At 71.3% G+C, this 22942-nt stretch carries 19 protein-coding genes, 1 tRNA gene and 1 pseudogene; 11 read left to right on the top strand and 10 right to left on the bottom strand.

What is annotated here, in order from left to right; all coding sequences use genetic code 11:
* Window positions 1-52: 52 nt before the first annotated feature.
* Window positions 53-1633, bottom strand: coding sequence for an RDD family protein (locus ACIQ7Q_RS12305; protein WP_403859349.1), 1581 nt, complete (start codon window positions 1631-1633; stop codon window positions 53-55).
* A gap of 225 nt (window positions 1634-1858) precedes the next feature.
* On the opposite strand from ACIQ7Q_RS12305, the gene ACIQ7Q_RS12300 reads away from it, so the two are divergent.
* The gene (locus ACIQ7Q_RS12300; protein ID WP_403859347.1) at window positions 1859-2329 is read left to right on the top strand and encodes an SsgA family sporulation/cell division regulator; all 471 of its coding nucleotides are present in this window, start codon (window positions 1859-1861) and stop codon (window positions 2327-2329) included.
* A 52-nt stretch (window positions 2330-2381) separates the two neighbouring features.
* Here ACIQ7Q_RS12300 and ACIQ7Q_RS12295 read toward each other — a convergent pair whose 3' ends face one another.
* Window positions 2382-3749: an FAD-binding oxidoreductase gene (locus tag ACIQ7Q_RS12295; protein ID WP_403860517.1), complete on the bottom strand. Its 1368-nt coding sequence runs from the start codon at window positions 3747-3749 to the stop codon at window positions 2382-2384.
* 109 nt (window positions 3750-3858) lie between these two features.
* On the opposite strand from ACIQ7Q_RS12295, the gene ACIQ7Q_RS12290 reads away from it, so the two are divergent.
* Window positions 3859-5487, top strand: coding sequence for a tetratricopeptide repeat protein (locus tag ACIQ7Q_RS12290; RefSeq protein WP_403859345.1), 1629 nt, complete (start codon window positions 3859-3861; stop codon window positions 5485-5487).
* Between the two features lie 207 nt (window positions 5488-5694).
* Here ACIQ7Q_RS12290 and hppD read toward each other — a convergent pair whose 3' ends face one another.
* A complete protein-coding gene (gene hppD, locus ACIQ7Q_RS12285; protein WP_403859343.1) occupies window positions 5695-6840 on the bottom strand; it encodes a 4-hydroxyphenylpyruvate dioxygenase in 1146 nt (381 codons plus the stop codon).
* A 121-nt stretch (window positions 6841-6961) separates the two neighbouring features.
* On the opposite strand from hppD, the gene ACIQ7Q_RS12280 reads away from it, so the two are divergent.
* The 4 genes from ACIQ7Q_RS12280 (at window position 6962) to ACIQ7Q_RS12265 (ending at window position 9735) form a co-directional block, all read left to right on the top strand.
* Window positions 6962-7441 carry an Lrp/AsnC family transcriptional regulator gene (locus ACIQ7Q_RS12280; RefSeq protein ID WP_403859341.1) on the top strand — a complete coding sequence of 160 codons (480 nt, stop codon included), beginning with the start codon at window positions 6962-6964 and terminating at the stop codon, window positions 7439-7441.
* A 70-nt stretch (window positions 7442-7511) separates the two neighbouring features.
* Window positions 7512-8132 carry an ArsR/SmtB family transcription factor gene (locus tag ACIQ7Q_RS12275; RefSeq protein ID WP_403859340.1) on the top strand — a complete coding sequence of 207 codons (621 nt, stop codon included), beginning with the start codon at window positions 7512-7514 and terminating at the stop codon, window positions 8130-8132.
* A gap of 14 nt (window positions 8133-8146) precedes the next feature.
* Window positions 8147-8329 (top strand): hypothetical protein, encoded by a 183-nt coding sequence (locus tag ACIQ7Q_RS12270; protein WP_403859339.1) that lies wholly within the window; start codon window positions 8147-8149, stop codon window positions 8327-8329.
* Complete coding sequence (locus ACIQ7Q_RS12265; RefSeq protein ID WP_403859338.1) at window positions 8326-9735, top strand: MFS transporter; 1410 nt, start codon at window positions 8326-8328, stop codon at window positions 9733-9735. Before ACIQ7Q_RS12270 ends, ACIQ7Q_RS12265 begins: the two co-directional genes overlap by 4 nt.
* Here the strand turns inward: ACIQ7Q_RS12265 and ACIQ7Q_RS12260 are convergent.
* The 6 genes and pseudogenes from ACIQ7Q_RS12260 to ACIQ7Q_RS12235 form a co-directional block, all read right to left on the bottom strand.
* Entirely contained in the window at window positions 9674-10462 is a 789-nt protein-coding gene (locus ACIQ7Q_RS12260; protein ID WP_403859336.1) for a PDZ domain-containing protein, read from the bottom strand. The two genes, ACIQ7Q_RS12265 and ACIQ7Q_RS12260, sit on opposite strands and share 62 nt — an antisense overlap.
* 559 nt (window positions 10463-11021) lie before the next feature.
* Entirely contained in the window at window positions 11022-11663 is a 642-nt protein-coding gene (locus ACIQ7Q_RS12255) for an IclR family transcriptional regulator (protein WP_403859334.1), read from the bottom strand.
* A 277-nt stretch (window positions 11664-11940) separates the two neighbouring features.
* Entirely contained in the window at window positions 11941-13725 is a 1785-nt protein-coding gene (locus tag ACIQ7Q_RS12250; protein ID WP_403859332.1) for a DEAD/DEAH box helicase, read from the bottom strand.
* Window positions 13726-13857: 132 nt separating this feature from the next.
* Window positions 13858-14233 (bottom strand): annotated as a pseudogene (locus ACIQ7Q_RS12245) (type II toxin-antitoxin system death-on-curing family toxin).
* Window positions 14230-14442 carry a hypothetical protein gene (locus ACIQ7Q_RS12240; RefSeq protein ID WP_403859330.1) on the bottom strand — a complete coding sequence of 71 codons (213 nt, stop codon included), beginning with the start codon at window positions 14440-14442 and terminating at the stop codon, window positions 14230-14232. The pseudogene ACIQ7Q_RS12245 and the gene ACIQ7Q_RS12240 overlap by 4 nt, the downstream one beginning before the upstream one ends.
* A 32-nt stretch (window positions 14443-14474) precedes the next feature.
* Window positions 14475-15953, bottom strand: a complete 1479-nt coding sequence (locus ACIQ7Q_RS12235) for an MFS transporter (RefSeq protein ID WP_403859329.1) — start codon at window positions 15951-15953, stop codon at window positions 14475-14477.
* 171 nt (window positions 15954-16124) lie between these two features.
* On the opposite strand from ACIQ7Q_RS12235, the gene ACIQ7Q_RS12230 reads away from it, so the two are divergent.
* Window positions 16125-16196: transfer RNA gene (locus tag ACIQ7Q_RS12230), tRNA-Cys, on the top strand.
* A 102-nt stretch (window positions 16197-16298) separates the two neighbouring features.
* Here the strand turns inward: ACIQ7Q_RS12230 and ACIQ7Q_RS12225 are convergent.
* Complete coding sequence (locus tag ACIQ7Q_RS12225; protein WP_403859327.1) at window positions 16299-16718, bottom strand: DUF1269 domain-containing protein; 420 nt, start codon at window positions 16716-16718, stop codon at window positions 16299-16301.
* Between the two features lie 253 nt (window positions 16719-16971).
* Between ACIQ7Q_RS12225 and ACIQ7Q_RS12220 the strand changes: the two genes are divergently transcribed.
* The 4 genes from ACIQ7Q_RS12220 to ACIQ7Q_RS12205 all read left to right on the top strand — a co-directional run bounded on the left by ACIQ7Q_RS12220 (window position 16972) and on the right by ACIQ7Q_RS12205 (window position 22935).
* Window positions 16972-17895 (top strand): serine/threonine protein kinase, encoded by a 924-nt coding sequence (locus ACIQ7Q_RS12220; RefSeq protein ID WP_403859325.1) that lies wholly within the window; start codon window positions 16972-16974, stop codon window positions 17893-17895.
* 5 nt (window positions 17896-17900) lie between these two features.
* A complete protein-coding gene (locus ACIQ7Q_RS12215) occupies window positions 17901-20105 on the top strand; it encodes a protein kinase (RefSeq protein ID WP_403859323.1) in 2205 nt (734 codons plus the stop codon).
* Window positions 20106-20136: 31 nt separating this feature from the next.
* Window positions 20137-22224: a PQQ-binding-like beta-propeller repeat protein gene (locus tag ACIQ7Q_RS12210; protein ID WP_403859321.1), complete on the top strand. Its 2088-nt coding sequence runs from the start codon at window positions 20137-20139 to the stop codon at window positions 22222-22224.
* 279 nt (window positions 22225-22503) lie between these two features.
* Window positions 22504-22935, top strand: a complete 432-nt coding sequence (locus ACIQ7Q_RS12205) for a hypothetical protein (RefSeq protein WP_403859319.1) — start codon at window positions 22504-22506, stop codon at window positions 22933-22935.
* Window positions 22936-22942: the final 7 nt, after the last annotated feature.

Raw genomic sequence — 22942 nt, 5'->3', positions numbered from 1 at the left:
GCGTTCGGGGGAACGCCGGCGCGCGAGCCGTCCGAAAGCGGCAGCAGAGAGGTCAGCCGGTCACGAACGTGTGCGCCGCCTTGTCGTGCCAGCACTGCCGCCACGGGCGGTCGAACAGGCACCACAGGACATTGAGCACGCCCACGACAAGCACACCGAGCACGCTGTAGAGGAGCCAGCGGCGCAGCGCGCCGCCGAACGACGGCGGCTCATGGGTCTCGATGTCCACGACCTTGAGCCCGCACAGCTTCTTGCCCACGGTCCGGCCCCACTTGGCGGTCGGCAACGACTCGTAGAGCAGACCGAGGACGAGCAGGGCGCCCAGGACGATGCCGATGTGGCCCGCCGTGGTGGCGTCGAGCAGCCAGACGGTCACCGTCTCGCCGGACAGCTTCGCCGCCTCGATCTTGCCGTCGATATGGGTGCGCGCCCGGTCGAAGACCGGGGCGGCGACGGCGCCGACGAGCGCGCCGAGCAAAACGGTGTCGATCAGGCGGGCGGCGAGACGCTTGCCGAGAGCCGCGGGTCGGGCCGCCGCCTGGGCCTGCGCGACGGCCAGGAACGGGTCGTTGACCGGCGGCTTCCACGGCAGCACGGGCTCGCCCTCGTCGGCGGCCGGGGACTGGGCGAGCTGATGCACCTGCTGGGCCCAGGAGGCCGCGCCGCCGCCCGCGCTGGTGGTGACGGGCGGCTGTGACGGGGCGGGCGCCTGCTGCTGTGGCATGGCCGACTGGGCCTGGGGGGCCGGGGCCTGGGGCGCCGGGGCCTGGGGCGCGTGCATCGGACGCGCCTGCGGCTGGGGAGGGGAGGTCGCGCCTGCCTGAGGGGCGCCCGGACCCTGCTGGGCCGCGGGCGCTTCCGCGCCCGCCCCGAGCGCACGGATCGTCATCGTGCCGTCGGCCTGCGGGGCGGAGCCGCCCGGCCGTTGGGCACGGATGGTGACGGTGTTCTCGGCGGGCTGCTGCGGCTTGGGCATGCGGGGGCCGTCCGCGGCGGCACTCGTTCCCGTACCTGACGGGGCGCCACCGCCGGGGCGCAGCGCGCGGATGGCGACGGTGCCGTCCGTCGGCGGCTCTCCGGCGGAGGCAGGGCCGCCCAGCGAGCGGACGCCGCCGGGGAGCTCGTCGTCGGCGGGCCCGGCCTGCGGAACCGCAGAGCGCATGCCGGGCAGCTTGCCGCCGGTCGGGTCGGCGGACGGTGCGTCGGACGCGGCGGCCCGGCGCGGGTCCAACGCGGCCGGCCGATCGGGCGTACGGGGATCGGTGCCTCCCCATGACACCCGGCTGTCCAGGTCGCCGCCGAAACCGGCCTGGCGTGCGACGTCGGCCTGCCAGACGCTCGCCGGTTCGGGGCGTGACGGCTCGTCGGACGGCTCCTCGTCGAGGAAGACCGGGCCCGTCTCCTCCATGGAGGGGGTGGGCGCGGGCGGGGCGGGGGCTGCCACGGCCGGGGCCGAGGACGCCGCCGAGTGGGGCGGCGCGGGCATCGCCTCGCCCGCCTTCGGGGCCGGCCTGCTCGTGCCGGGCACCCACGCCGCGCCGTTCCAGTACCGGACATATCCGGGAATGGAGGGGTCCGGGTAGTAGCCGGGCGTGGGGCTGCCGTCGCCGGTTGCCGGGGTTGGGGCGCTCATCACCGTGGTCCCGTATCTCTTCGAGGCCTCAATACAAGGCACCACATCTATCAGACCCGCGCGCACCCCTGGGCCGGTCCTGCCGTAACGACCACTTTCCGGTCACGATGCCATCACGGAAAGTCATTGACGAAACCCGCGTAATGGCTGCGGCGGGAGCCTGTCTCTTCCTGGTGAGGCCCGACCGGCGGGCCGCCCCAGAAGGCGTAGAGGAAGGAAGTGGCCATGCACACCGTGGTGGAACGTGAGCTCGAAGTGAACCTGGTGCTGTCCCCCGAGCGCAGCATCCCCGTCCCGGCCCGGATGACCTACCGCACCGAGGACCCCTACGCCGTGCACATCGTGTTCCACCTCGGCTCCGACCATCCCGTCGACTGGACGTTCGCGCGCGAGCTGCTCGTCGAAGGAGTGTTCCGGCCGGCCGGGACCGGGGACGTGCGGGTCTGGCCGTCGAAGAACAAGGGCCGCGGCGTCATCCTCATGGCGTTGAGTTCACCCGATGGTGACGCCCTGCTGGAGGCGCCGTCGACGGCGGTCTCCCCGTGGCTGGAGCGGACTCTGCGGATGGTCCCACCGGGTTCGGAGTCGGAGCGGCTCGGCATCGACGAGGCCCTGGCCGAACTGCTCGCGCCGGCCGGCGCGGACGAGCTGCGCACCCACCGCCCCTCCAGTGACGCGCAGGACGGCGACATCTGATCGGCACGCCGTCCACGCCGGCCGAGTGCGTACGCCCGGGAGGGACACGACCTCAGAAGAGTTTGCCCGGGTTGAGGATGCCGAGCGGGTCGAAGGTCTCCTTGATGCCACGCTGCAACTCGAGGCTCACCGGCCCGAGTTCGCGGGCCAGCCATTCCTTCTTCAGCACGCCGACGCCGTGTTCGCCGGTGATGGTGCCGCCCAGTTCCAGGCCGAGCGCCATGATCTCGTCGAAGGACTCGCGGGCACGGCGCGACTCGTCGGCATCGAGGTGGTCGAAGCAGACGACGGGATGGGTGTTGCCGTCGCCTGCGTGGGCGCAGACGCCGATGGTCAGGTCGTACTTCTCCGCGACAGCGGCCGTTCCCTCGATCATGGCGCCGAGTTTCGAGCGCGGTACACACACGTCGTCGATCATCGTCGCCGGCTTGACGGCCTCCAGTGCCGTCAGCGACATCCGGCGGGCTTGGAGCAGCAGTTCGGACTCGGCGACGGTGTCGGCGGGCACGACCTCGCTCGCGCCGGCGGCCTCACAGAGCACGCCGACGGCGGCCAGGTCGGCCGCGGGGTCCGCTGTGTCGAAGGCGGCGAGGAGCAGGGCCTCCGTCGTCTCCGGGAGCCCCATGTCGGCCAGCTTGTTGACCGCGTGGACGGTGGTGCGGTCCATGATCTCGAGCAGGGAGGGGGTGTGGCCGCGCTCCATGATCGCGCAGACGGCGTCGCAGGCGGTGGCCGCGGAGGGGAACTCGGCGGCCAGCACGAGCTGGGCGGGTGGCTGCGGACGGAGCGCCAGGACCGCCTCGACAACGATGCCGAGGCTGCCTTCGGAGCCGACGAAGAGCCGCGTCAGGTCGTAGCCGGCGACGCCCTTGGCGGTGCGCCGCCCGGTGTTCAGCAGCCGCCCGTCGGCGAGGACGACCTTCAGCCCGAGGACGTACTCGGCCGTGACGCCGTACTTGACGCAGCACAGGCCGCCGGAGGCGGTGCCGATGTTGCCGCCGATCGTGCACATCTCCCAGCTGGAGGGGTCCGGCGGGTAGTACAGGCCGTGCTCGCCCACGGCGCGTGACAGCACGGCGTTGACGACACCCGGTTCGACGACGGCGATCCGGTCGACCGGGCTGATCTCCAGGATCCGGTCCATCTTGGTCAAGGACAGCACGATGCAGCCGTCGGAGGCGTTGGCCGCGCCGGAAAGTCCCGTACGGGCGCCCTGCGGGACAACCGGCACGCGCAGTTCGGTGGCGGTGCGCATGACGTGCTGCACCTGCTCGACGGTGCGGGGCAGTACGACGACGGCGGGAGTGCCCGCCGCGCAGAAGCTCGCCATGTCGTTGCCGTACGACGCGGTGACGTCCGGATCGGTGATGAGGGCTTCGGCGGGAAGACCTGTGCGCAGCCGCTCGAGAAGATCGTCCATGATCCCCAGCCTCGCACCGGGGGCCATCGGTGTGAACCCGTATGCGTTCCGTTCCATGGGTCAGAGTGTGTTCTTCGTATTGGCTGGCTGCTGCCGCACAGTGAGCGCCATGAGGAGCAAAACCCTGAAGAACGCCGCTGTCAGCACGCTGGTCGGCGCGGCACTGGTCACCGGGGTGATCATGCTCGCGCCCGGGTGGGAGAAGAAGGAGGCCCCGCCGCCCGCATCGGGGCCCGCGGCGCGGGCGCTCGCCGCGTCCGACACGGGCGCGCCGCCCTCGCTCGCCGATCTGAACGCACTGATCCGCGACCGGGAGAAGCTCGTCCGCGCCTTTCCGGACGACGCACTGTCGTGGGCCCAACTGGGATCCGCTTACGTCGAACGGGGGACACGGCTCGGGCGGACGGACCACTACCCGAAAGCGGAACGCGCGCTGCGACGCTCGCTGCGCGAGGTCCCGGCGTCCAAGGGCAACATCGAGGCGCTGGTCGGGCTGGCCGAGCTGGCCAACGCCCGGCAGGACTTCGCCGGGGCGCGTGGATACGCGGAGAGCGCCAGAAAGCAGAAGCCGAAGCGCTGGACCGTGTATCCGGCCCTGATCGACGCGTACAACGGGCTCGGCAATTACGGCGCCGCGGGCAAGGCCATGGACACGCTGCTGGAGCTGCACTCAGGACCGCAGGCGCAGGGCCGGGAGGTGACCGTCTACCGGAACCGGGGCTGGCGCGAGGACGCCGCGGCCCTGGCGTACGGCGCCACCGCGAACTCCCGCACCCCCACCGAGAGGGCCATGGCCCTGCACCGGGAGGGCGAACTGGCCTGGGAGCGGGGCGAGCCCGAGGACGCGGTCGAGCATTTCACCGACGCGCTCAAGGCCGTGCCCGAGCACTACCGGTCGCTGGTCGGACGGGCCAGAGCCCTGGCCGCGCTCGAGCGCACCGACGAAGCGCTGCACGACTACGAGATCGCCCTGAAGAAACTGCCGCTGCCGGAGTACCTGCTGGAGGCGGGCGAGCTGTACGAGTCGCTGGGGTTGAACGGGGACGCCACCACCCGGTACGAGCTCCTGCGCCGGCAGGTAACCCGCGCCGGAGAGCACGGTGTCGACGGGGATCTGGTCCTGGCCCGCTACGAGGCCGACCACGGCGACCCGGCGGCGGCGGTACGCCGTATGCAGGGCGAGTGGCGGCGCGGCCACCGCAGCGTGGAGGTCGCGGACACGATGGGCTGGGCGCTGTACAAGGCGGGCAGGCCGGAGGACGGGCTGCCGTTCGCGAAGCTCGCCAACAACCGGGGAGTGCGCAGCGCGCTGTTCTCGTACCACCTCGGGCAGATCCAGCGCACGCTGGGCGAATACGGTGCGGCACGGCGCAACATCGACGAGGCGCTGCGGACGAACCCGCACTTCTCGCCGCTGCTCGCGCCGCGGGCGCGCTCGGCGCAGGAGTCGCTCGGCGAACCACCGCTGGAGGGACCTGCGGACGTGATGGGCGAACCGTGGGACACGGAGGAGTCGGAGTCGCCGTCGGAGTCACCGTCGACGCCTTCGCCCTCGCAGTCCGCTTCCGCTTCGTCCGGGCCCTCCGCGGCTGCGGAGGAGCCGTCGTCGTCGCCTGCTCCGGTTCCGTCGTCCGCGCCGGCTTCCGAGCGTGCGACGGGGTCTGCGGCTCCGGCTGCGGCGCGGCCCGCTCCGCACTTGCGTCCGGTCCTGCCCTCGGCACCGGCGACCGCGGACTGACGGCACGCGGCAGGGGTGCCGGACGGCGGGCTGACGTGACGCCGCGGCGGCGGCGCGGACGACGGTCGCGGCAGTCGGCGCCCGCGAGCTTTCGGTGCGGGGCGCCGCGTCTTTGGCGGTCGCGACGAGCGGGAGGCCGAGGCCCACGGCACAGCAGCGGCCCCATGGGTCAGGTCCGTGGGGCCGCTGCTGTGGCCGGCGTGGCGGTTACAGGTTTCCGCGCTTCTCCTGCTCTCGCTCGATCGCCTCGAAGAGCGCCTTGAAGTTGCCCTTGCCGAAGCCCATCGAACCGTGTCGCTCGATCATCTCGAAGAAGACCGTGGGGCGGTCCTGGACCGGCTTGGTGAAGATCTGCAGCAGGTAGCCGTCCTCGTCCCGGTCGACGAGGATCTTCAGCTCGCGCAGCGTCTCCACGGGCACCCGGGTCTCGCCCGCCCACTCGCCGAGAGTGTCGTAGTACGAGTCGGGAGTGTCGAGGAACTGCACGCCCGCGGCGCGCATGGAGCGGACGGTCGCGACGATGTCGTTGGTGGCCAGCGCGATGTGCTGCACGCCGGCGCCGCCGTAGAACTCGAGGTACTCGTCGATCTGCGACTTCTTCTTCGCGATCGCCGGCTCGTTGATCGGGAACTTCACCTTCAGCGTGCCGTCGGCGACGACCTTCGACATGAGGGCAGAGTACTCGGTGGCGATGTCGTCGCCCACGAACTCCTTCATGTTGGTGAAGCCCATGACGTTGTTGTAGAACGCCACCCAGTCGTTCATCTTCCCGAGCTCGACGTTGCCGACGCAGTGGTCGATGGCCTGGAAGGTGCGCTTGGCGGGCGGCTCGACCATCGGGTCGGCGGCCACGAAGCCGGGCAGGTAGGGACCGTCGTAACGGCTGCGCTCGACGAGCGTGTGGCGGGTCTTGCCGTAGGTGGCGATCGCCGCGAGCACGACCGTGCCGTTCTCGTCCTTGACCTCGTACGGCTCGGTGATGCCGGTGGCGCCGTGCTCGACGGCGTACGCGTACGCCTTGCGGGCGTCCGGCACCTCGATGGCCAGGTCGACGACGCCGTCGCCGTGCTCGGCGACGTGCTCGGCGAGGAAGCGGCCCCAGTCGGTGGACGCCTTGATCACGGAGGTGAAGACGAAGCGGGCGGCGCCGTTGGTGAGGACGTAACTCGCGGTCTCCCGGCTGCCGTTCTCCGGTCCGGAGTAGGCGACGAGCTTCATGCCGAAGGCCGTGGAGTAGTAGTGGGCGGCCTGCTTGGCGTTGCCGACGGCGAAGACGACCGCGTCCATTCCCTTCACCGGGAAGGGGTCGGCCTGCCGCGCGGTGTTCGGGGTGTGATCCATGGTCTCAGTCATGGCAGCAGACTCTCCCCGTTCCACAAGGTGCGCAATAGTTTGTTCCTCCACTGGGCAATCTGCACAGCCAGGCGCAAGGATGGTCGGGCGTTCTGTACAGGATGACCATCAGGAGGACCCCATGGCGATCGATCATCTGGACGGGCGGCTCATCGTGCTGCTGGCGCGCGAACCCAGGATCGGCGTACTGGAGGCGTCCCGGCGGCTCGGCGTGGCGCGCGGCACGGTCCAGGCCCGCATGGACCGGCTCCAGGCGAACGGCGTCATCCGTGGTTTCGGCCCGGATGTCGACCCCGCGGCACTCGGTTATCCGGTGACCGCGTTCGCGACGCTGGAGATCAAACAGGGCCAGGGCGCGGACGTGCGGGCGCACCTGGCCACCGTCCCCGAGGTGCTCGAACTGCACACCACCACCGGCCACGGCGACATGCTCTGCCGGCTCGTCGCCCGCTCCAACGCCGATCTCCAGCGCGTGATCGACCGGGTGGTCGGCTTCGAGGGGATCGTGCGGGCGTCGACGGCGATCGTGATGGAGAACCCGGTACCGCTGCGGATCATCCCGCTGGTCGAGCAAGCCGCGGAGGATTCACGGGACTCCTGAAGCGAGTTGCAGAGAAGTGATTGCACAAAAAGCGTTGCAAGGGTTTCTTTGCAACGCTACCTTTGCAAGCGTGAGCGAGAACGAGGAAGGAAACGCGGCCGAGGCCGAGGTCGAGGCCGGCGCGCGCAAGCTCCACAGGCTGGACCCGCGCTCACTGCGCGGCATCGCCCACCCGCTGCGCATGCGCCTGCTGACGGCGCTGCGCCAGGACGGGCCCGCGACCGCCTCCCGGCTCGCGGAGGCGCTCGGCGAATCCAGTGGCGCCACCAGCTACCACCTGCGTCAGCTCGCGGCCCACGGCTTCGTCGAGGACGACCCGGAGCGCGGCAAGGGCCGGGAGCGGTGGTGGAAGGCATCCGTGGACGGCACGCTCTTCGACGAATCCCTGTACAGCGACCCCGACCCGGCGGTGCGGGGAGCAGCCGACCTGTACCTGCACGAGCACGCGGCCATGCACGCCCAAGAGGTCGCCACCTGGCTCGGCAGCCAGCGGGACTGGCCAAAGGAGTGGCGGCGCAGCTCCGATCTCAGCGACTTCACGCTCCGCCTGACCGCGGCACAGGCGTACGAACTCAACGACAAGATCCACGAACTCATCGAGAGCTACCGCGACCTCGAGCCCGCGCCCGGTACCGAAGGCGCCGCCCAGGTCCGGCTGCACACGCACGCCTTCCCGCGCTCCACCGCCTGAGGGGACCTCGAGCCATGCACTCCGACATACATCTGATGCTCCACGAGCTGCGCGCCGAGGAATTGCGCACGGCCGCCACCGACCGGGTGCCGCGCGAGCCGTTGCGAACCCGACTGGGGCTGACCCTGGTCGAATTGGGGCTCCGGTTACTGCGGCAGCCGCCCGCGCCCGCCCGGTGCACGACACGCCTCGCGTGAGCGGGCAGGGGGGATCCTGCGCAGCCGCAGCCGCGGCCGCGCAGGGGCGACGGGGGCCGCTCACCACCGTACTTGCGGCCAATGCCCTCTCCATCACCGGCAATTCGCTCACCCTCATCGGCGTCCCGTGGTTCGCGCTCCAGACCACGGGCAGCCCCACCAAGGCCGGCCTGGTCGCCTTCTGCGCCACCCTGCCCGTCGTCGTCTCCGCCATCGTCGGCGGACCCGTCATCGACCGGATCGGCCGACGCCGGGTTAGCATCCTCACCGACCTCGTCTGCGCTGTCGCGCTCGCCGCGATCCCGCTGCTCCACTACGCGGGAGCGCTCCACTTCTGGATGCTGTGCGCGCTGATGGCCGTCACCGGCCTCTTCCACGCGCCCGGCGAGACCGCCCGATACGTACTCGTCCCCGACCTGGCCGAGCACGCGGGCACCAGCCTGACGCGGGCCGCGAGCCTCTTCGACGCCGTCTCGCGCGGCGCGCGGATGGCCGGCGCCGCCCTCGCCGGCGTACTCATCGCCCTGATCGGCGCGGAGGCGGTGCTCCTGATCGACGCGGCGACCTTCTGCGGCTCCGCCCTGCTGATCCACGTGGGCGTACGGCGACTGCGCGCGGCCGAACCACAGCGGAACGCCGCTCCCGTGTCGTTCGCCGCCTACCGGGGCGAACTGCGAGAGGGCTACGCCTTTCTGCTCCGCGCCCGGCTGCTGCTGGGCGTCGTCCTGATGGTGATGATCACCAACGGGCTGGACCAGGGCTGGAGTTCCGTCCTGCTGCCCGTGCACGCCAAGGACGACCTGGGCGGCGCGCGGGACCTCGGCCTGCTGGTCGCGGTCTTCGGCGGCTGCGCGCTGCTCGGCGCGCTGCTGTACGCCGCGGTCGGCCACCGCTACCCGCGGCGGGTGCTCTTCACCGTCGCGTTCCTGATCTGCGGGGCCCCGCGGTTCGTCGTGGCCGCGCTGGTGGACGGCACCGTGCCGCTCGCCGTCACGATGGCGGCGGGCGGACTGGCGGCCGGGATGCTCAACCCGATCCTGACCACGGTGATGTACGAACGCGTGCCGCAGAAACTGCGCAGCCGGGTCGCGAGCACGACCACGGCCGGGGTCCTGATGACCACTCCCCTCGGCGGCCTGGCCGCCGGCTACCTCATCGAGGAGGCGGGCCTCACGGCGGCACTGCTCACGCTGGGCGGGCTGTACTTCCTGACGACCCTGGCACCGGCGGTCTTCCCGCGCTGGCGGGAGATGGACGGTCCGCCCAGCCACGACGACACATCCGGGGATCCTGCCGACACTCCCGTCCCGGCCGGTGCGGGCTCGGAAACCGGCGGCCCCGATGTCAGCAACTCGGAACCTTCCCGCCCCGCTCCAGCGAGCGAAGCGAGTCCACCGCGCCCTTGAGCGTCGTCACAGGGATCAGGCGCATCCCTGCGGGCAGTTCCACCTGCGCGTCGGAGCACTCGGCCTTCGGCACCAGGAACACGGTCGCTCCGTCGCGCTTGGCCGCCAGCGTCTTCAGCGACACCCCGCCGACCGCGCCGACCTTCCCGTCGGCGCTGATCGTTCCCGTACCCGCGACGTTCCGGCCGCCTGTCAGGTCGCCGCCGGAGCCGTCACCCTCGAGCTTGTCGATGATGCCCAACGAGAAGAGGAGACCGGCGCTCGGACCACCCACGTCGGCGAGATGAAGCGAGACCTTCACCTTCGCGGGGTCCTCACCGAGGTAGGAGAGCGCCGCCCGGGCGGCGACGTCCTGAGACTCCTCCATGTCCTCGACGTTGTGCCGCTCGATCTCCTGCTCCGACTTGCCGGCCGGATAGACGGCGTCGCGGGGCAGGACGGCGCGGTCGGTACGGAACCAGCCGTCGACCACATCGCCGAGATCGACGTCGGCCGCCGGCCCCGTCGCCACGATCGTCGTCATCCGCAGCGCACCCTCCGTCCGGCGGGTCGGCGCGCCGGAGATCGTGATGACCTGCTTGCCCTGGTCCTTGCCGAGCACGTCGGCGGTCATTCCGGGCTGGGCCACGACGAACGGCAGCGGCGCGAACCCGGCGACGGCGAGCAGCGCGACGACGGGCAGAGCGCAGACGGCGAGGACGCGGGGGCGCGTGAGACTGGAGAGCACGGCCCCAATCTATCGGCCCGGCCCGCGACCTGACCGGGCCCGGTCCGGGCGGCTCGGCCCGGTCGGGGGCGTGGCGTTGGCCGCGCTTGCGCGACGTGGGCCGCGCTTGCGCGGCGTTTCCGGGGGTGCTCCTGCCGGGGGTGGGTGCAGGGGCGGGGCGTTGGCCGCGCTTGCGCGGCGTTCCGGGGGTGCCCGTGCCCGCTGTGCGGGGGTGGGTGCGGGGGCGGGGCCTCCGGAGGGGGGATCGCGGACTGCAGTCCCGGACATGCCCCCGGAGCGGCACCCGGACGCCAGACGGGAGGACCGGGCCACGCCCGGCAGCGCACCCGGACGCCAGACGGGAGGACCGGGCCACGCCCGGCAGCGCACCCGGACGCCAGGCGAAACGGACCGGGCCACGCCCGGCAGCGCACCCGGACGCCACACGGCAACGACCAGGTCACGCCCGACAGCGCACCCGGACAAGGGCCGGGCCCCGCCCGGCAGCGTCACCCGGTGCGCCGCCCGCCCGAGGGCCCCGCGCGGCAGCGCGCCCGGCCCGGCCGGTCCGGGAACTACCTCAGCGGAGCGCGTCCGCGACCTCGCGGGCCGCGTCGACCACGCGGGGCCCCACCCGTTCCGGGACCGCGTCCGCGAGCATCACCACGCCGACGCTGCCTTCTATCCCGGTCACCCCGACGAGCGCCGCGGCGGCGCCGCTCGCGCCCGCTTCCAGTTCGCCGTGGGTGAGGGTGTAGCCGGGCTCCGTGCTCTTGGTCTGGCGGGCGGCGAGGATGGCCTTGCCCGCCGCGCCCCGGTCCAGGGGGTGTCGGAAGCCGGCCCGGTAGGCGACGTGGTAGTCCGTCCACGTCGGCTCGACGACGGCGACCGCGAGGGCCTCCGACCCGTCGACGAGCGTGAGATGGGCGGTCGCCCCTATGTCCTCGGCGAGCGAGCGCAGGGCGGGCATCGCCGCTTCCCGCACCAGCGGGTGCACTTGGCGGCCGAGGCGCAGCACGCCGAGGCCGACCCGGGCGCGGCCGCCCAGGTCGCGGCGGACGAGGGCGTGCTGCTCGAGGGTGGCGAGCAGACGGTAGACGACGGTGCGGTTGACGCCGAGTTTGTTGGACAACTCGGTGACGGTCAGCCCGTGGTCGGTATCGGCGAGCAGCTTGAGGACACGTAGTCCCCTGTCGAGCGTCTGGGAGGTCTCCGCGGTCACGACGCCCCTCTCCTTCGGAGTGAGTGACGGCGATCCTCCGACGGGATGTCGCGGCACCGGTCCCATCGGCGACGCACCCAGAGGCCGCCGGCAGGCCATGGCACACCGACTGCGCTCCGCGGCGGCGCTGCCACGGGGCGTTTGCATTGCGGGGACAGTAGCGACCGGCACCGCTCAGCGGAAGGCCTCGTCCAGAATCCGGGCGCTCGGCCGCCTACGACGGGTTATTGCTCCCTGTTCGTCACGGAGGGAGCGGCACGCCGAGCGGGCGGGACGGTCAACGCATGCGCGTGGCCCACTCCTGGACCTTCTTGATGCGTTCGCGGATCTGCCCGGCGGTCGCCTCGGCGCTCGGCGGCCCGCCGCACACCCTGCGCAGCTCGGTGTGGATGACGCCGTGCGGTTTGCCGCTCTGGTGTACGTAGGCGCCGACCATGGTGTTCAGCTGCTTGCGCAGTTCGAGCAACTCCTTGTGGGAGACCACCGGCCGCCGTTCGGCCGGCAGTTCCAGCAGGTCGGCCTCCTCGTCGGGCTTCTTGCGGCTGTGCGCGATCTGACGGGCCTGGCGCTTCTGCAGCAGCAGCTGCACCTGGTCGGGTTCGAGCAGCCCGGGGATGCCGAGGTAATCCTGCTCCTCCTCGCTGCCGGGGTGGGCCTGCATGCCGAACTCGGCCCCGTCGTAGAGGACTCGGTCGAAGACGGCGTCGGACTCGAGTGCCTCGAAGGGGAGCATGTCCTGCTCGCCGGTGTCCTCGTCCTGCTGCTTCTCGGCCTCCGCCATCTCCTTCTCGGACTCGGCGTACGGGTCCTCTTCGCCGTCCTTCTTCGGCTTGTCGAGGACGTGGTCGCGTTCGACCTCCATCTCGGAGGCGAAGCCGAGCAGGTTGGGGATCGTGGGCAGGAAGACGGAGGCCGTCTCGCCGCGTCGGCGGGACCGTACGAAACGGCCCACGGCCTGCGCGAAGAACAGCGGCGTCGAGATCGTCGTCGCGTACACGCCGACCGCGAGGCGCGGTACGTCGACACCTTCCGACACCATGCGGACCGCGACCATCCAGCGGGATCCGTCCTCGCTGAACTCCTCGATGCGCTTGGACGCCGCCGCCTCGTCGGAGAGTACGACAGTGGCCTTGGTGCCGGTGATCTCGCGGATCAGCTTGGCGTAGGCGCGGGCGGAGTCCTGGTCGGAGGCGATGACGAGGCCGCCCGCGTCCGGGATGCCCTTGCGCACTTCGGTGAGCCGCTGGTCGGCGGCGCGCAGCACGTTCGGCATCCAGTCGCCGCGCGGGTCGAGCGCGGTGCGCCATGCCTGCGAGATCGCGTCCTTGGTCATCGGCTCGCCGAGGCGGGCGGCGATCTCGTCGCCGGCCTTGGTGCGCCAGCGCATGTTGCCGCTGTAGGAGAGGAAGATGACGGGCCGGACGACACCGTCGCCGAGCGCGTTGCCGTAGCCGTACGTGTAGTCGGCGGCGGACCGGCGGATGCCGTCGTTGCCTTCTTCGTAGGCGACGAAGGGGATCGGGTTGGTGTCCGAACGGAAGGGTGTGCCGGTGAGGGCGAGGCGGCGGGTCGCCGGCTCGAACGCCTCGAGGCACGCCTCGCCCCACGACTTGGAGTCACCGGCGTGGTGGATCTCGTCGAGGATGACGAGCGTCTTGCGCTGCTCGCAGCGGTTGCGGTGCAGCATGGGCCGTACGCCGACTCCGGCATAGGTCACCGCGACCCCGTGGTACTCCTTGCTCAGCGGCCCGGCGCTGTACTCCGGGTCCAGCTTGATCCCTATCCGCGCTGCCGCCGCCGCCCACTGCTTCTTCAGGTGCTCGGTCGGCGCGACGACGGTCACCTGCTGAACGACATGGTGGTGCAGCAGCCAGGACGCGAGGGTCAGCGCGAAGGTCGTCTTGCCGGCGCCGGGGGTGGCGACGGCGAGGAAGTCGCGCGGCTGCTCCTGGATGTACTTCTCCATGGCGCCCTGCTGCCAGGCGCGCAGCTTGTTGGCCGTGCCCCAGGGGGCACGGCCGGGGAAGGCGGGTGAGAGGTGGTGGGAGGCGGTAGTAGTCACGGTCTCCGGTTCGCTGGCTCTCGGGTGCGGTGGCGCGGGCGGGTCGTTACGTACGACAACCGGGCCACCCTACCGGGGGCCCGGTTGTCGTACGGGCCTGACGGGCCCGCGCCTCGCGGTATGCGACCGGCGTCACAGCGCGCGCAGTGCGCCGCCGATCACAGCGGGGTCGACGGTGTGTCCGGCGGCGACGGAGACCACCAGGTCGTAGGCCCGGTCCTGGTCGGGCCCGCGTCAGATCGACCCCGTTGAGGGCGAGCAGGACGACCGCGCAGAGCCAGGCCGTGCGCTTGTTCCCGTCGACGAACGGATGGTTCGCCGCGAGCCCGTGCAGCAGCGCGCCGGCCTGTTCGTACACGTCCTCGTAGGCCGACACCCCGAACATCCGGGCCCTGGGCCGGTGGACGGCGGATTCGAGCAGCCCGGCGGCGCGCAGTTCGGGCGGGGTGCCGCCGAACGCGAGCGTGGCGATGGCCGTCACGTCGGCCACGGTGAGGTGACGTGTCACTCCCCCAGCCTCCTCAGCAGCTCGGCGTGGTCCGCCGCGTAGCGGGCCGCCGTGGAACGGACGAGCTCGCCCTCGGCGCGCAGGAAGTGCCGTACGGCCTCCTGGAGCAGCGTCTCGGGAGTCGTCCCGCGCGCGTCCGCGAGGTCCTGGAGTGCCCGGCGCTCGGGCTCGGGGAGGCCGACGGTGACGGTGTGATCGTGCGTGGTCATGGCGCGAGCCCAAGGACCGGGCACGAGGTGCTTCACCCGGTTTCCACCTTGAGCCGCGTCGCCACCCACGCCCCCACCAGCGCCACTGCCGCCATCGGCAGGAACACTGCCGCGAACGCCCACGGATGCGACCCGGACACGCCGTCGGCCACGGCGTGTCCCGCGACCGGCGCGCCCCCGCCCAGTGCGGCGAACGCGGCGCCGCCGCCGGCCAGCAGCAGCACGTTCGACAGGGCGTCCGAGATCTGCAGGGCGGCCGAGTTCGCGCCGGCCTCCTTCGGCGCCGACAGCTTGAGCAGCAGGACGCTCGTCGAGCCGATCACCAGGCCCATCCCGAAGCAGCCGAACCCCCATGCGACACCGACGATCCACACGGGCACCGCCTCGATCAGCACGCTCGGTGCGGTCAGGATCGCGGCCGCGACGAGGAGCATGCCGAGGACGACCAGGCGTTCGCGGTACGGCTCGGTCCGCGGCCGGGACTGGACGTAGGAGCCCAGCGCCCACGTGGCGCCGCCGACGGCCAGGGCGAGGCCGGCCATCGTCGGGGACAGCCCCCGCTGGGTGACCAGCATCAGCGGCACGAAGGACTCGGCTGCGATGAAGGACCCGGCCGCGATGCCCCGCAGCAGGACGACGGACGGCAGTCCGCGCACCGCGCGGTACGTGCCGCGCGGCAGCAGTCCGAGCGCCGACGGCACGAGCAGCGCCGCTCCTGCGGCGGCGGGCAGCAGCGAGAGCCAGCGCAGGTCCTGGCCCGCGTACTGGAGGAGACCGGCGCCGAAGGAGATCCCGAGGGCAAGGCGGATGCGCCGCCGATCGAAGGGCGGTACGGGCGACGACGCGTCGGCGGGGCCCGAGGCCGTACGCCGGATCGCCGGCAGCGCGAGCGCGAGCGGCACGACGACGAGCGCGGGGATGCCGATGAACACCCAGCGCCAGCCGAGGTGCTCCGTGACGGTGCCGGACGCGAGCGGCCCGACGACGGACGGGATCACCCAGCTCGCGGCGAAGGCGGCCATGATCGCGGGCTGGAGATGGCGCGGATAGGCGCGGCTGACGACCACGTAGAGCGCGACGATGACCAGTCCACCGCCCAGGCCCTGGACCGCTCGCCCGAGCACGAACACCCACATGGCACTCGCGGTCCCGGACATCATCAACCCCGCGGCGAACGCGCTCATCCCGCCCGCGAGCGCGCCGAGCGGTCCGCTGCGGTCGGCCCACTGCCCGGCGACGACCATGCCGAAGAGGCTGGTGGTGAAGTAGGCGGAGAAGGCGAACGCGTAGAGCGGGATGCCGTGCAGTTCGCGGGCGGCCACGGGCATGGCCGTGCCGACGGCCGTCGCCTCGAAGGCGATGAGGAGGACGACGGAGACGATGCCGGTGCTGAGCGCTCGGTAGTCCCGTCCGAGAACTCCGCCCTGCGGGCCGTCGGCGACGGGGGCGGCTGGGGCTGGGGCCGCGGTGTCGGAGGTGACCTCGGTGTCACGCGGTTCGAGGGCGGTCATGACCCTCAGGGTAAGGGGCAAGGTGCTGGATGGGCCCTGTCATTGGGCTGGGATCGGACTGGTCCCTTGGTCGTACGACCATGAACGGCGTGTGGCAGTCGCGTTGCGGCACCGGCCAGTCCCTTGAGAGGCGGCCCATCCCGCGCCTACGGTCGAGGAGTTGGAAGACACGGCCGTGTGCCCGAGTGGCTCAGGGGCTCGACTGCAACTCGAGTTACACCGGTTCGAATCCGGTCACGGCCTCGGTGGACGTACGACACGCGCGACGGCCGCCCCCTCCCCGCGAGGGGGCGGCCGTCGCGCGTGTGCAGGTGTCGGCCCGATCAGCCCGCGGTGCCGGCCCGCTCAGCCCGCGGTGTCGGCCCCCGCCGCGCCACCGCGAGCGGCCCGCGCCACCTCCTTGAGCTGCTCCTCTTCCTCATGACTGAGCGAGGTCTGCACCAGCTGAGCGCCGTACCGCGTGATCTGGGAAACGACCTTGTCCGCGGGCACCTGCTTGACCAATGCGAACACGGCGGCGGCGCCCGGCCGGAGATTCGCGCTCACCTCCCGCATGAAGCTGTGTTGGCCCCGATGTCGGTGAGCGAGCCCGCCGCCGCCCCATGGCAGCGCCGAGCAGGAGCACGAGGAACAGCTTCCCGATGACGCCGCCCCACAGCGCCCCGCGGCCGCCCCGGCGGCGGGCTGGTTGACGGCCTGATGCAGCTTGATCTTGCCGTCCTTCTCCCGGCGCTCGACGACCACGATGTCCTCGAGCTCGACCAAGTGCTCCCGGGCGAGGGAAACAAGCCCGTCCCGTACCGATCGGCGGTGACGAGATCGTTGTGGGCGACGACGACCAAACGGCTCATGCGGCTCACTCCTCGGAGCCCGCGGCTCCTTGCCTGTGGCATACCGGACCAACTACATGAACCAGCAGCAAACAGGGAATACGGAGCACCTCCGGGCCGCCCGTCCTGGGGGGCGCAGGACCGCCGGTAGGCTCCTGTGCCGTTGTCATGTCTAGGGGGCTTCGCAGATGGAACGAGCGCAGACGGAACGGCCACGGCAGGGCGGGCCGCACCGGTTCGGCCCGTACCACCTCCTCACCCGCCTCGACCCGACCGGCCCCGGCTCCCCCGCGGTCGCCGAGCAGCGATTCATCGCGCGCAGCGCGGACGGAGAGCGCACGGTCCTGGTCAGCGCGCCGCTCGAGGGCGCCGATCCCGGGCGCTTCCTCGTCGAGGCGGACGCGGCCCGCCGCCTCCTGGGACCGTGGACCCTCCCTGTCGCCGAGCTCTCGCCGACGCCCGAAGCACCCTGGTACGCCTCCCCCTATCTTCCGGTGCTGCCGTTGCCCGTGGCCCTGGCCGTACACGGCGGCCCGCTGCCCGAACGCACCGTTCGAGCCCTGGGCACGGCCCTTGCCGAGACCCTCGCGGGCGCGCACGCGGCCGGCATCACCCACGCGGGCGTCTCCCCCGCCTCCGTACTGCTGGCCTGGGACGGGCCTCGCCTGACCTGCTTCGGCGCGGCACGCGCGGCGGCGCCGGACGGCGAACGCCGCACCGGCCTTGCCGGCCTCGAGCCCGGCAGCCTCGCGCCCGAGGCGTCGGCGGGCGGGCGCCCGCGCCCGCCGGGCGACATCCACGGCCTGGGCGCGGTCCTGGCCTACGCTGCCACTGGCCACACGGTCCCCGACAGCGACGAACTCCCGGACTCCCTCCGGCCGTTGATCACCCGCTGCCTGACCCGCGACGCCGCGGCCCGGCCGACCGCGCCGGAGCTCCTGCATGCCCTGCCGCCGTCGTCCGCCGCGCCCGCAGCCACGGTCCTGGACTCCGCCGGGGCTCTCCTGGCACCGGGCTGGCTGCCCGGGCGGGTGGTGGCGGCCATCGCCCGTCAGTCGTCGGAAGTGCTGGCCGCTGAAGTCCGTGCCCCGCAGACCGCTTCCAGGATCTGACGCCGATGCTTGCTCCGCTGACTCACACCGACCCCGTCACGATCGGCTCGTTCACCCTGTTGGCCCGGCTCGGTCACGGCGGTATGGGCACCGTCTACCTCGCCCGAACAGCGGGCGGACGCACCATCGCCCTCAAAACCATGCACGCCACCATCGCCGCCGACCCCGCCGCCCGCACCCGCTTCCACCTCGAAACCGACGCCGCCCGCATCATCGGCGGCCACCACGGCGCCACCGTCCACGACGCCGACCCCCACGCCCCAACACCCTGGCTCGCCACCGAATACGTCCTCGGCCCACCCCTCGACGACGCCGTCACCCTCTGCGGCCCCCTCCCCGAACCAACGGTACGAGCCCTCGGCGCAGCCCTCGCCGGAGCCCTCACCCAACTCCACGCCTCCGACGTCGTCCACCGAGACCTCAAACCCTCCAACATCATGATCACCGCCTACGGGCCCAAAATCATCGACTTCGGCATCGCCCGCGCCACCGGCGACGACCACCTCACCCGCACCGGCTCCGCAGCCGGCACCCCCGCCTTCATGTCCCCCGAACAAGCCACCGGCCAAGAACACACCCCCGCCGGCGACATCTTCGCCCTCGCCGGCGTCCTCCTCTACGCAGCCACCGGCCACCCACCCTTCGGCACCGGACAAGCAGCAGACCTCCTCTACCGCGTCCGCTACACCGAACCCGACCTCACCGGCCTCCCCCACTCACTCGTCCCCATCCTCACCCGCTGCCTCACCAAAAACCCCCACCAACGCCCCACCACACAACAACTCGCCACCCAACTCCACAACGGCCAAGGCCAATTCGCCGACCACCTCCCCCCAACCCTGCTGACCGACATCGCCCGACGCGCCACCCACGTCTGGCACCACCAACCCCACCGACTCCCCGCACCCCAAGAACCCGCAGGCGAAGACACAACCACCACACCCACCACACCACTCCCCCGCCGCAAACTCCTCCAACTCACAGGCGCAACAGCCATCGGCGCAGCCGCCCTCGCCACCGGAACCTGGACCTGGCTCAACAACGGAAGCTCTGGCAGGGACGGCAAGCCCGACGCCAAGGCGTCACCGACAACTCCGCCCGCCCCCAAGAGGGACTGGTTGTGGCGGTTGCCGATGTCCACGTCCAAGGCAGCGCTGCGCCCGCCCGTCCCCCTCCGTTTCGGAGCCTCCCTTGTCATCGCGGACGACAACGGGATGCGCATCATCAACGTCTCGTCGGGAGGCACCGAGGTCGCCTCTCTGCTGAAGGCCCCGGTGCACAGGTGCGCCTCCGACGAGGACAGGGTGTACGGCAGCGAGCCCGGCGCCGACGGCAACGGTCCCCTCGCCATCCAGACGGTCAAAAGCCTTGGGCGCTCTCTGATCCCTGATGTCGTGGAGTTGAAGGACTTCAACGGCGGACTTGCCGCGACTCAGCTTCTCTGCGCCGCAACCGATGTCGTCTATCTTGCCGCCGGCCGGGGTGACACCTCGGGCCAGGGAGTCGGCTACGGCGACGACCAGCAATGGTTCCTCCTCGCCGTCGACGTCCATACAGGCAAGACCCTGTGGAAACAACCGCTGCCGGCCATGCCCGCCACATCACGGCGACTCCACTTCCTCGCCGCCCGCGTGAGCGAGGAGCACTTGGTCCTCAGTCAGGAGACACCGGCAGGCAAGGTCAAACTCTCGGTGCGCGACACCCGGACGGGCAAGCTCCGATGGGAACAACCGCTCGAGGTCTCGAATCCGGACGACGTGCAGGGCCTGCTGGAGGTCGACCTCGCCCATGTCTATCCCCCCACGGGGCCGCTGCGTGCGCTGGCGCTGGAGGACGGCAAGCAGAGGTGGACGTTCGGCGTCGGCCGCGCCCAGCGCCGCACCGGGCCGCCGGCGGTCGGAGAGTGGGTGTACGCGGTGGAGGAAGGTCAGGGGCTCGTGGCCCTGGACTTCATCACCGGAGAGCTTCAATGGCGCGAGAAGGGCGGCGCAGGCGCGGACTCCGACATGACGCTTCCCCCCATCCCGGGATACGCGTACGTCTACAGCTACAGCAGCAAGACAGGCCTGATGCGAGCCGTCGACGAAATGACGGGCGCGCCGGGCAAGGCATTCAAGGCCCCGGGTGACCGCTTCTTCGCCTATCACGGCATCCCTGAAAGGATCGTCGGCATGGGCAAGGACTTCTTCGCCGGCTATGAGCTCAAGTGATGACCGACCGTTCGGAAAGAGCTGTTTCCCGATGAAACCCCTCGGCACCGGTGACCCGCTCCGGCTCGGCCCGTACCGTCTGCTCGGCGTGCTCGGCGAAGGCGGTATGGGCAAGGTCTACTTCGGCCAGGACGCCACCGGCGCAACCGCCGCCGTCAAGGTCCTGCGACCCGAACTCGCCTACGACCAGGGCCTCGCCCAGCGGTTCGTCCGGGAAGCCCGGATGGCGCAGGCCGTCACGAGCCGGGGCGTGGCGCGCGTACTTGGCGCGCAGACCGAGGGCGGGCGGCCCTGGATAGCGACCGAGTTCCTGACCGGGCCGACGCTCGATCAGGCCGTCCGCGCCCACGGCCCGCTCGACGAACAGGCGGTACGCGTCCTGGCCGCCGGCCTCGCCGGAACCCTCGCGGACATCCACGCCGCAGGCCTGATCCACCGCGACCTCAAGCCGGCCAACATCGTCCTCACCTCGACCGGCCCCCGCGTCATCGACTTCGGTATCGCCCGCCCCGAGCACGGCCTCACGCTGACGACCACCGGCCAGGTACCGGCGACTCCCGGCTACGGGGCACCCGAGCAGGTCATGGGACACCGGGTCGGCCCCGCGGCGGACGTGTTCTCACTCGGTTCCGTCCTGGTGTACGCGTCGACCGGATCGCAGGCGTTCAGCGGTACTCATGTCGCGGCCGTGCAATACGAGGTGGTGCATGGAGTCGCGCAACTCGACCGCGTACCGGCGCAGCTCACGCCCCTGATCGGCCAGTGCCTCGGCAAGGACCCCGCCCACCGGCCCACTCCCGCTCAGATCGCGTCCGTGGCGGCGCCGCCGCGAGGTGCGGAACGCATCTGGCGTCGCGGCCCGTTGGCCGACGAGATCAAGCAGCGGGCACACACGGTCCACCAGATGACCACGCTGGCCCCGGGAGGCCAGGCACCGAAGGGCGTCTCGCGGCGCCGAATGGTCACCTCTCTCGCGGTGGGCGGCACCGCCCTCGCCGCCGGCGGCGGCTCCGTCGCCTGGTGGCTCCTGCGCGGCGAGGAACCGGACCCGTTCGCACTTCCGCCGGCTGCCGAGACGCCCCGGGCGCGTCCCGCTGCGCGGACCGCGGGGAAGCCCACCCCGCTCTGGGGTCCGGTACGGGCGCTCGGCACGGATGCCGCCCCCACGGCACTGCCGGTGCGTGACGTCGTCATCGTGACCGCCCCGCGCGGAGGCATGGCCGCGCACGACGTCGTGGACGGAAAGCGCCGCTGGACGGCACCGGACATCGACCCGCAGGCGGGGCTCGTCTCTCTGTCGGACGCTCTTGTCGCGGCCGTCGACACAAAGGGCCGACTGGTGACGTACGCAGCCTCCACGGGCGAGCCGAGGTGGACGACGCCGGCAGCCGCTCACAAGGTCATCGCCACGGACGACTCTGCCGTGTACGTCAGCACCAAGGACGGCCGGCTGCGCAGCATCAGCCGCTCGAACGGCAAGATCCAGTGGACGGTTCGCCTCAAGGCGGACCTCACCAAGAAGCGCCGACCCACGGGCGTGGCATCACAGGGCCGCCTGATCGTGACCACGGGGATGGGCGATGTCGTCGCCGTCGATGCCGGCAGCGGCCGTCAGCTGTGGGAGTTCGCCGACCAGGCCTCCATTGACCTCGCAACGATCTTCCCGGTGGTGTCGGGCGACGTGGTCCTCTTCAACGGGGCCACGCTCACTGCTCGCAGCCTGGTGGACGGCGCGGAGCGGTGGGCCAAGAGCGAAGTGGTCGACGGAAAGATGAGCCCCGCGGGCCCTCCACTGGTCGACGGGATGACCGTCTACGCCACCCAGGGCAACTACGTCCTCGGCTACAACATCTCCGACGGGGCCGAGGTGTGGAGGTCTCCGAAGGCGTACTTCATGTACAGCCCCGTGGCAGTGCAGGGCAATACGGTGTGCGCCATCAACTCACGCCCCGAAGTAGGCGATGACCTCCAGCTGTGGGCAATGACTCTCGACACGCGCAAGCAAGCCTGGACGCACAGCCTTCCCAAGAACGCGGGCTCCTACGGGGTCAAGGGAAGCGGCAACCGGCTCTTCGTCACGGCGGGCGAAAAAATGACGGCCCTGCCGGTGTTCGACTGACGGGGCGCGGGGTTCGGTCAGCGATGCTCGACTCTCCCGCCATTCTTCGCTGAAGCAACGTTTCCGCAGCAGTTGGGCAGCACCACGGGCCGATCGGGCAGGGCCGCCTGTCGAACGGATGCCGGGCGCTTGACGGGCCTCTCATAATGCCGACGGAGCCGACGAGTACATTGCACCTGCGCATGAGCACAGGGCCATCTCCGCTAGGGTCTTCGAGCACGACACGCCCTGTCCGGACCGAGCGGGGCGCAGAGGGCCAAGCGGCGGTTCGGAGGATCCGTGACGTTCGACGAAGAGTGGGCAACCGCCAGAGCCGGAGCTTCGAAGACCGTTGCCATGCGGCTCAATCATTCCGACGGAAGCGGGGGCGGCAGCTCCGGCGGGCCCGTCGACCTGAGCGTCAGCCAGGACGACCTCGGAGCGGTCGGCCATGACGCATTCAACCTCCACAGCAGACTGTCACGCGAAGGCGACCACGCCAGTGCGTCAACCTTCGACGCGGCCACCACCCTGACGAACAACAACTTCGTCAGCGGACCGGAGCTCCTGAAGGTGCACGACCGATGGAACAAGCAGCTGCGGACCCTGCTCGACGCATGCGCTCAGATCTCGAACCACCTCGACTGCACCAAAGCTGCTCACGCCGACAACGACGCTGACATCGCCGGCAAGTTGCTCGCGGTCTCCAAGCTCAACGAGTATTTCCAGTAAGCGCCGG

Source organism: Streptomyces sp. NPDC096176, from assembly GCF_044763255.1.
Lineage (GTDB): Bacteria > Actinomycetota > Actinomycetes > Streptomycetales > Streptomycetaceae > Streptomyces.
Note: the sequence above shows the minus strand (reverse complement) of the source record. Positions and strands in the feature narration are given on the sequence as shown.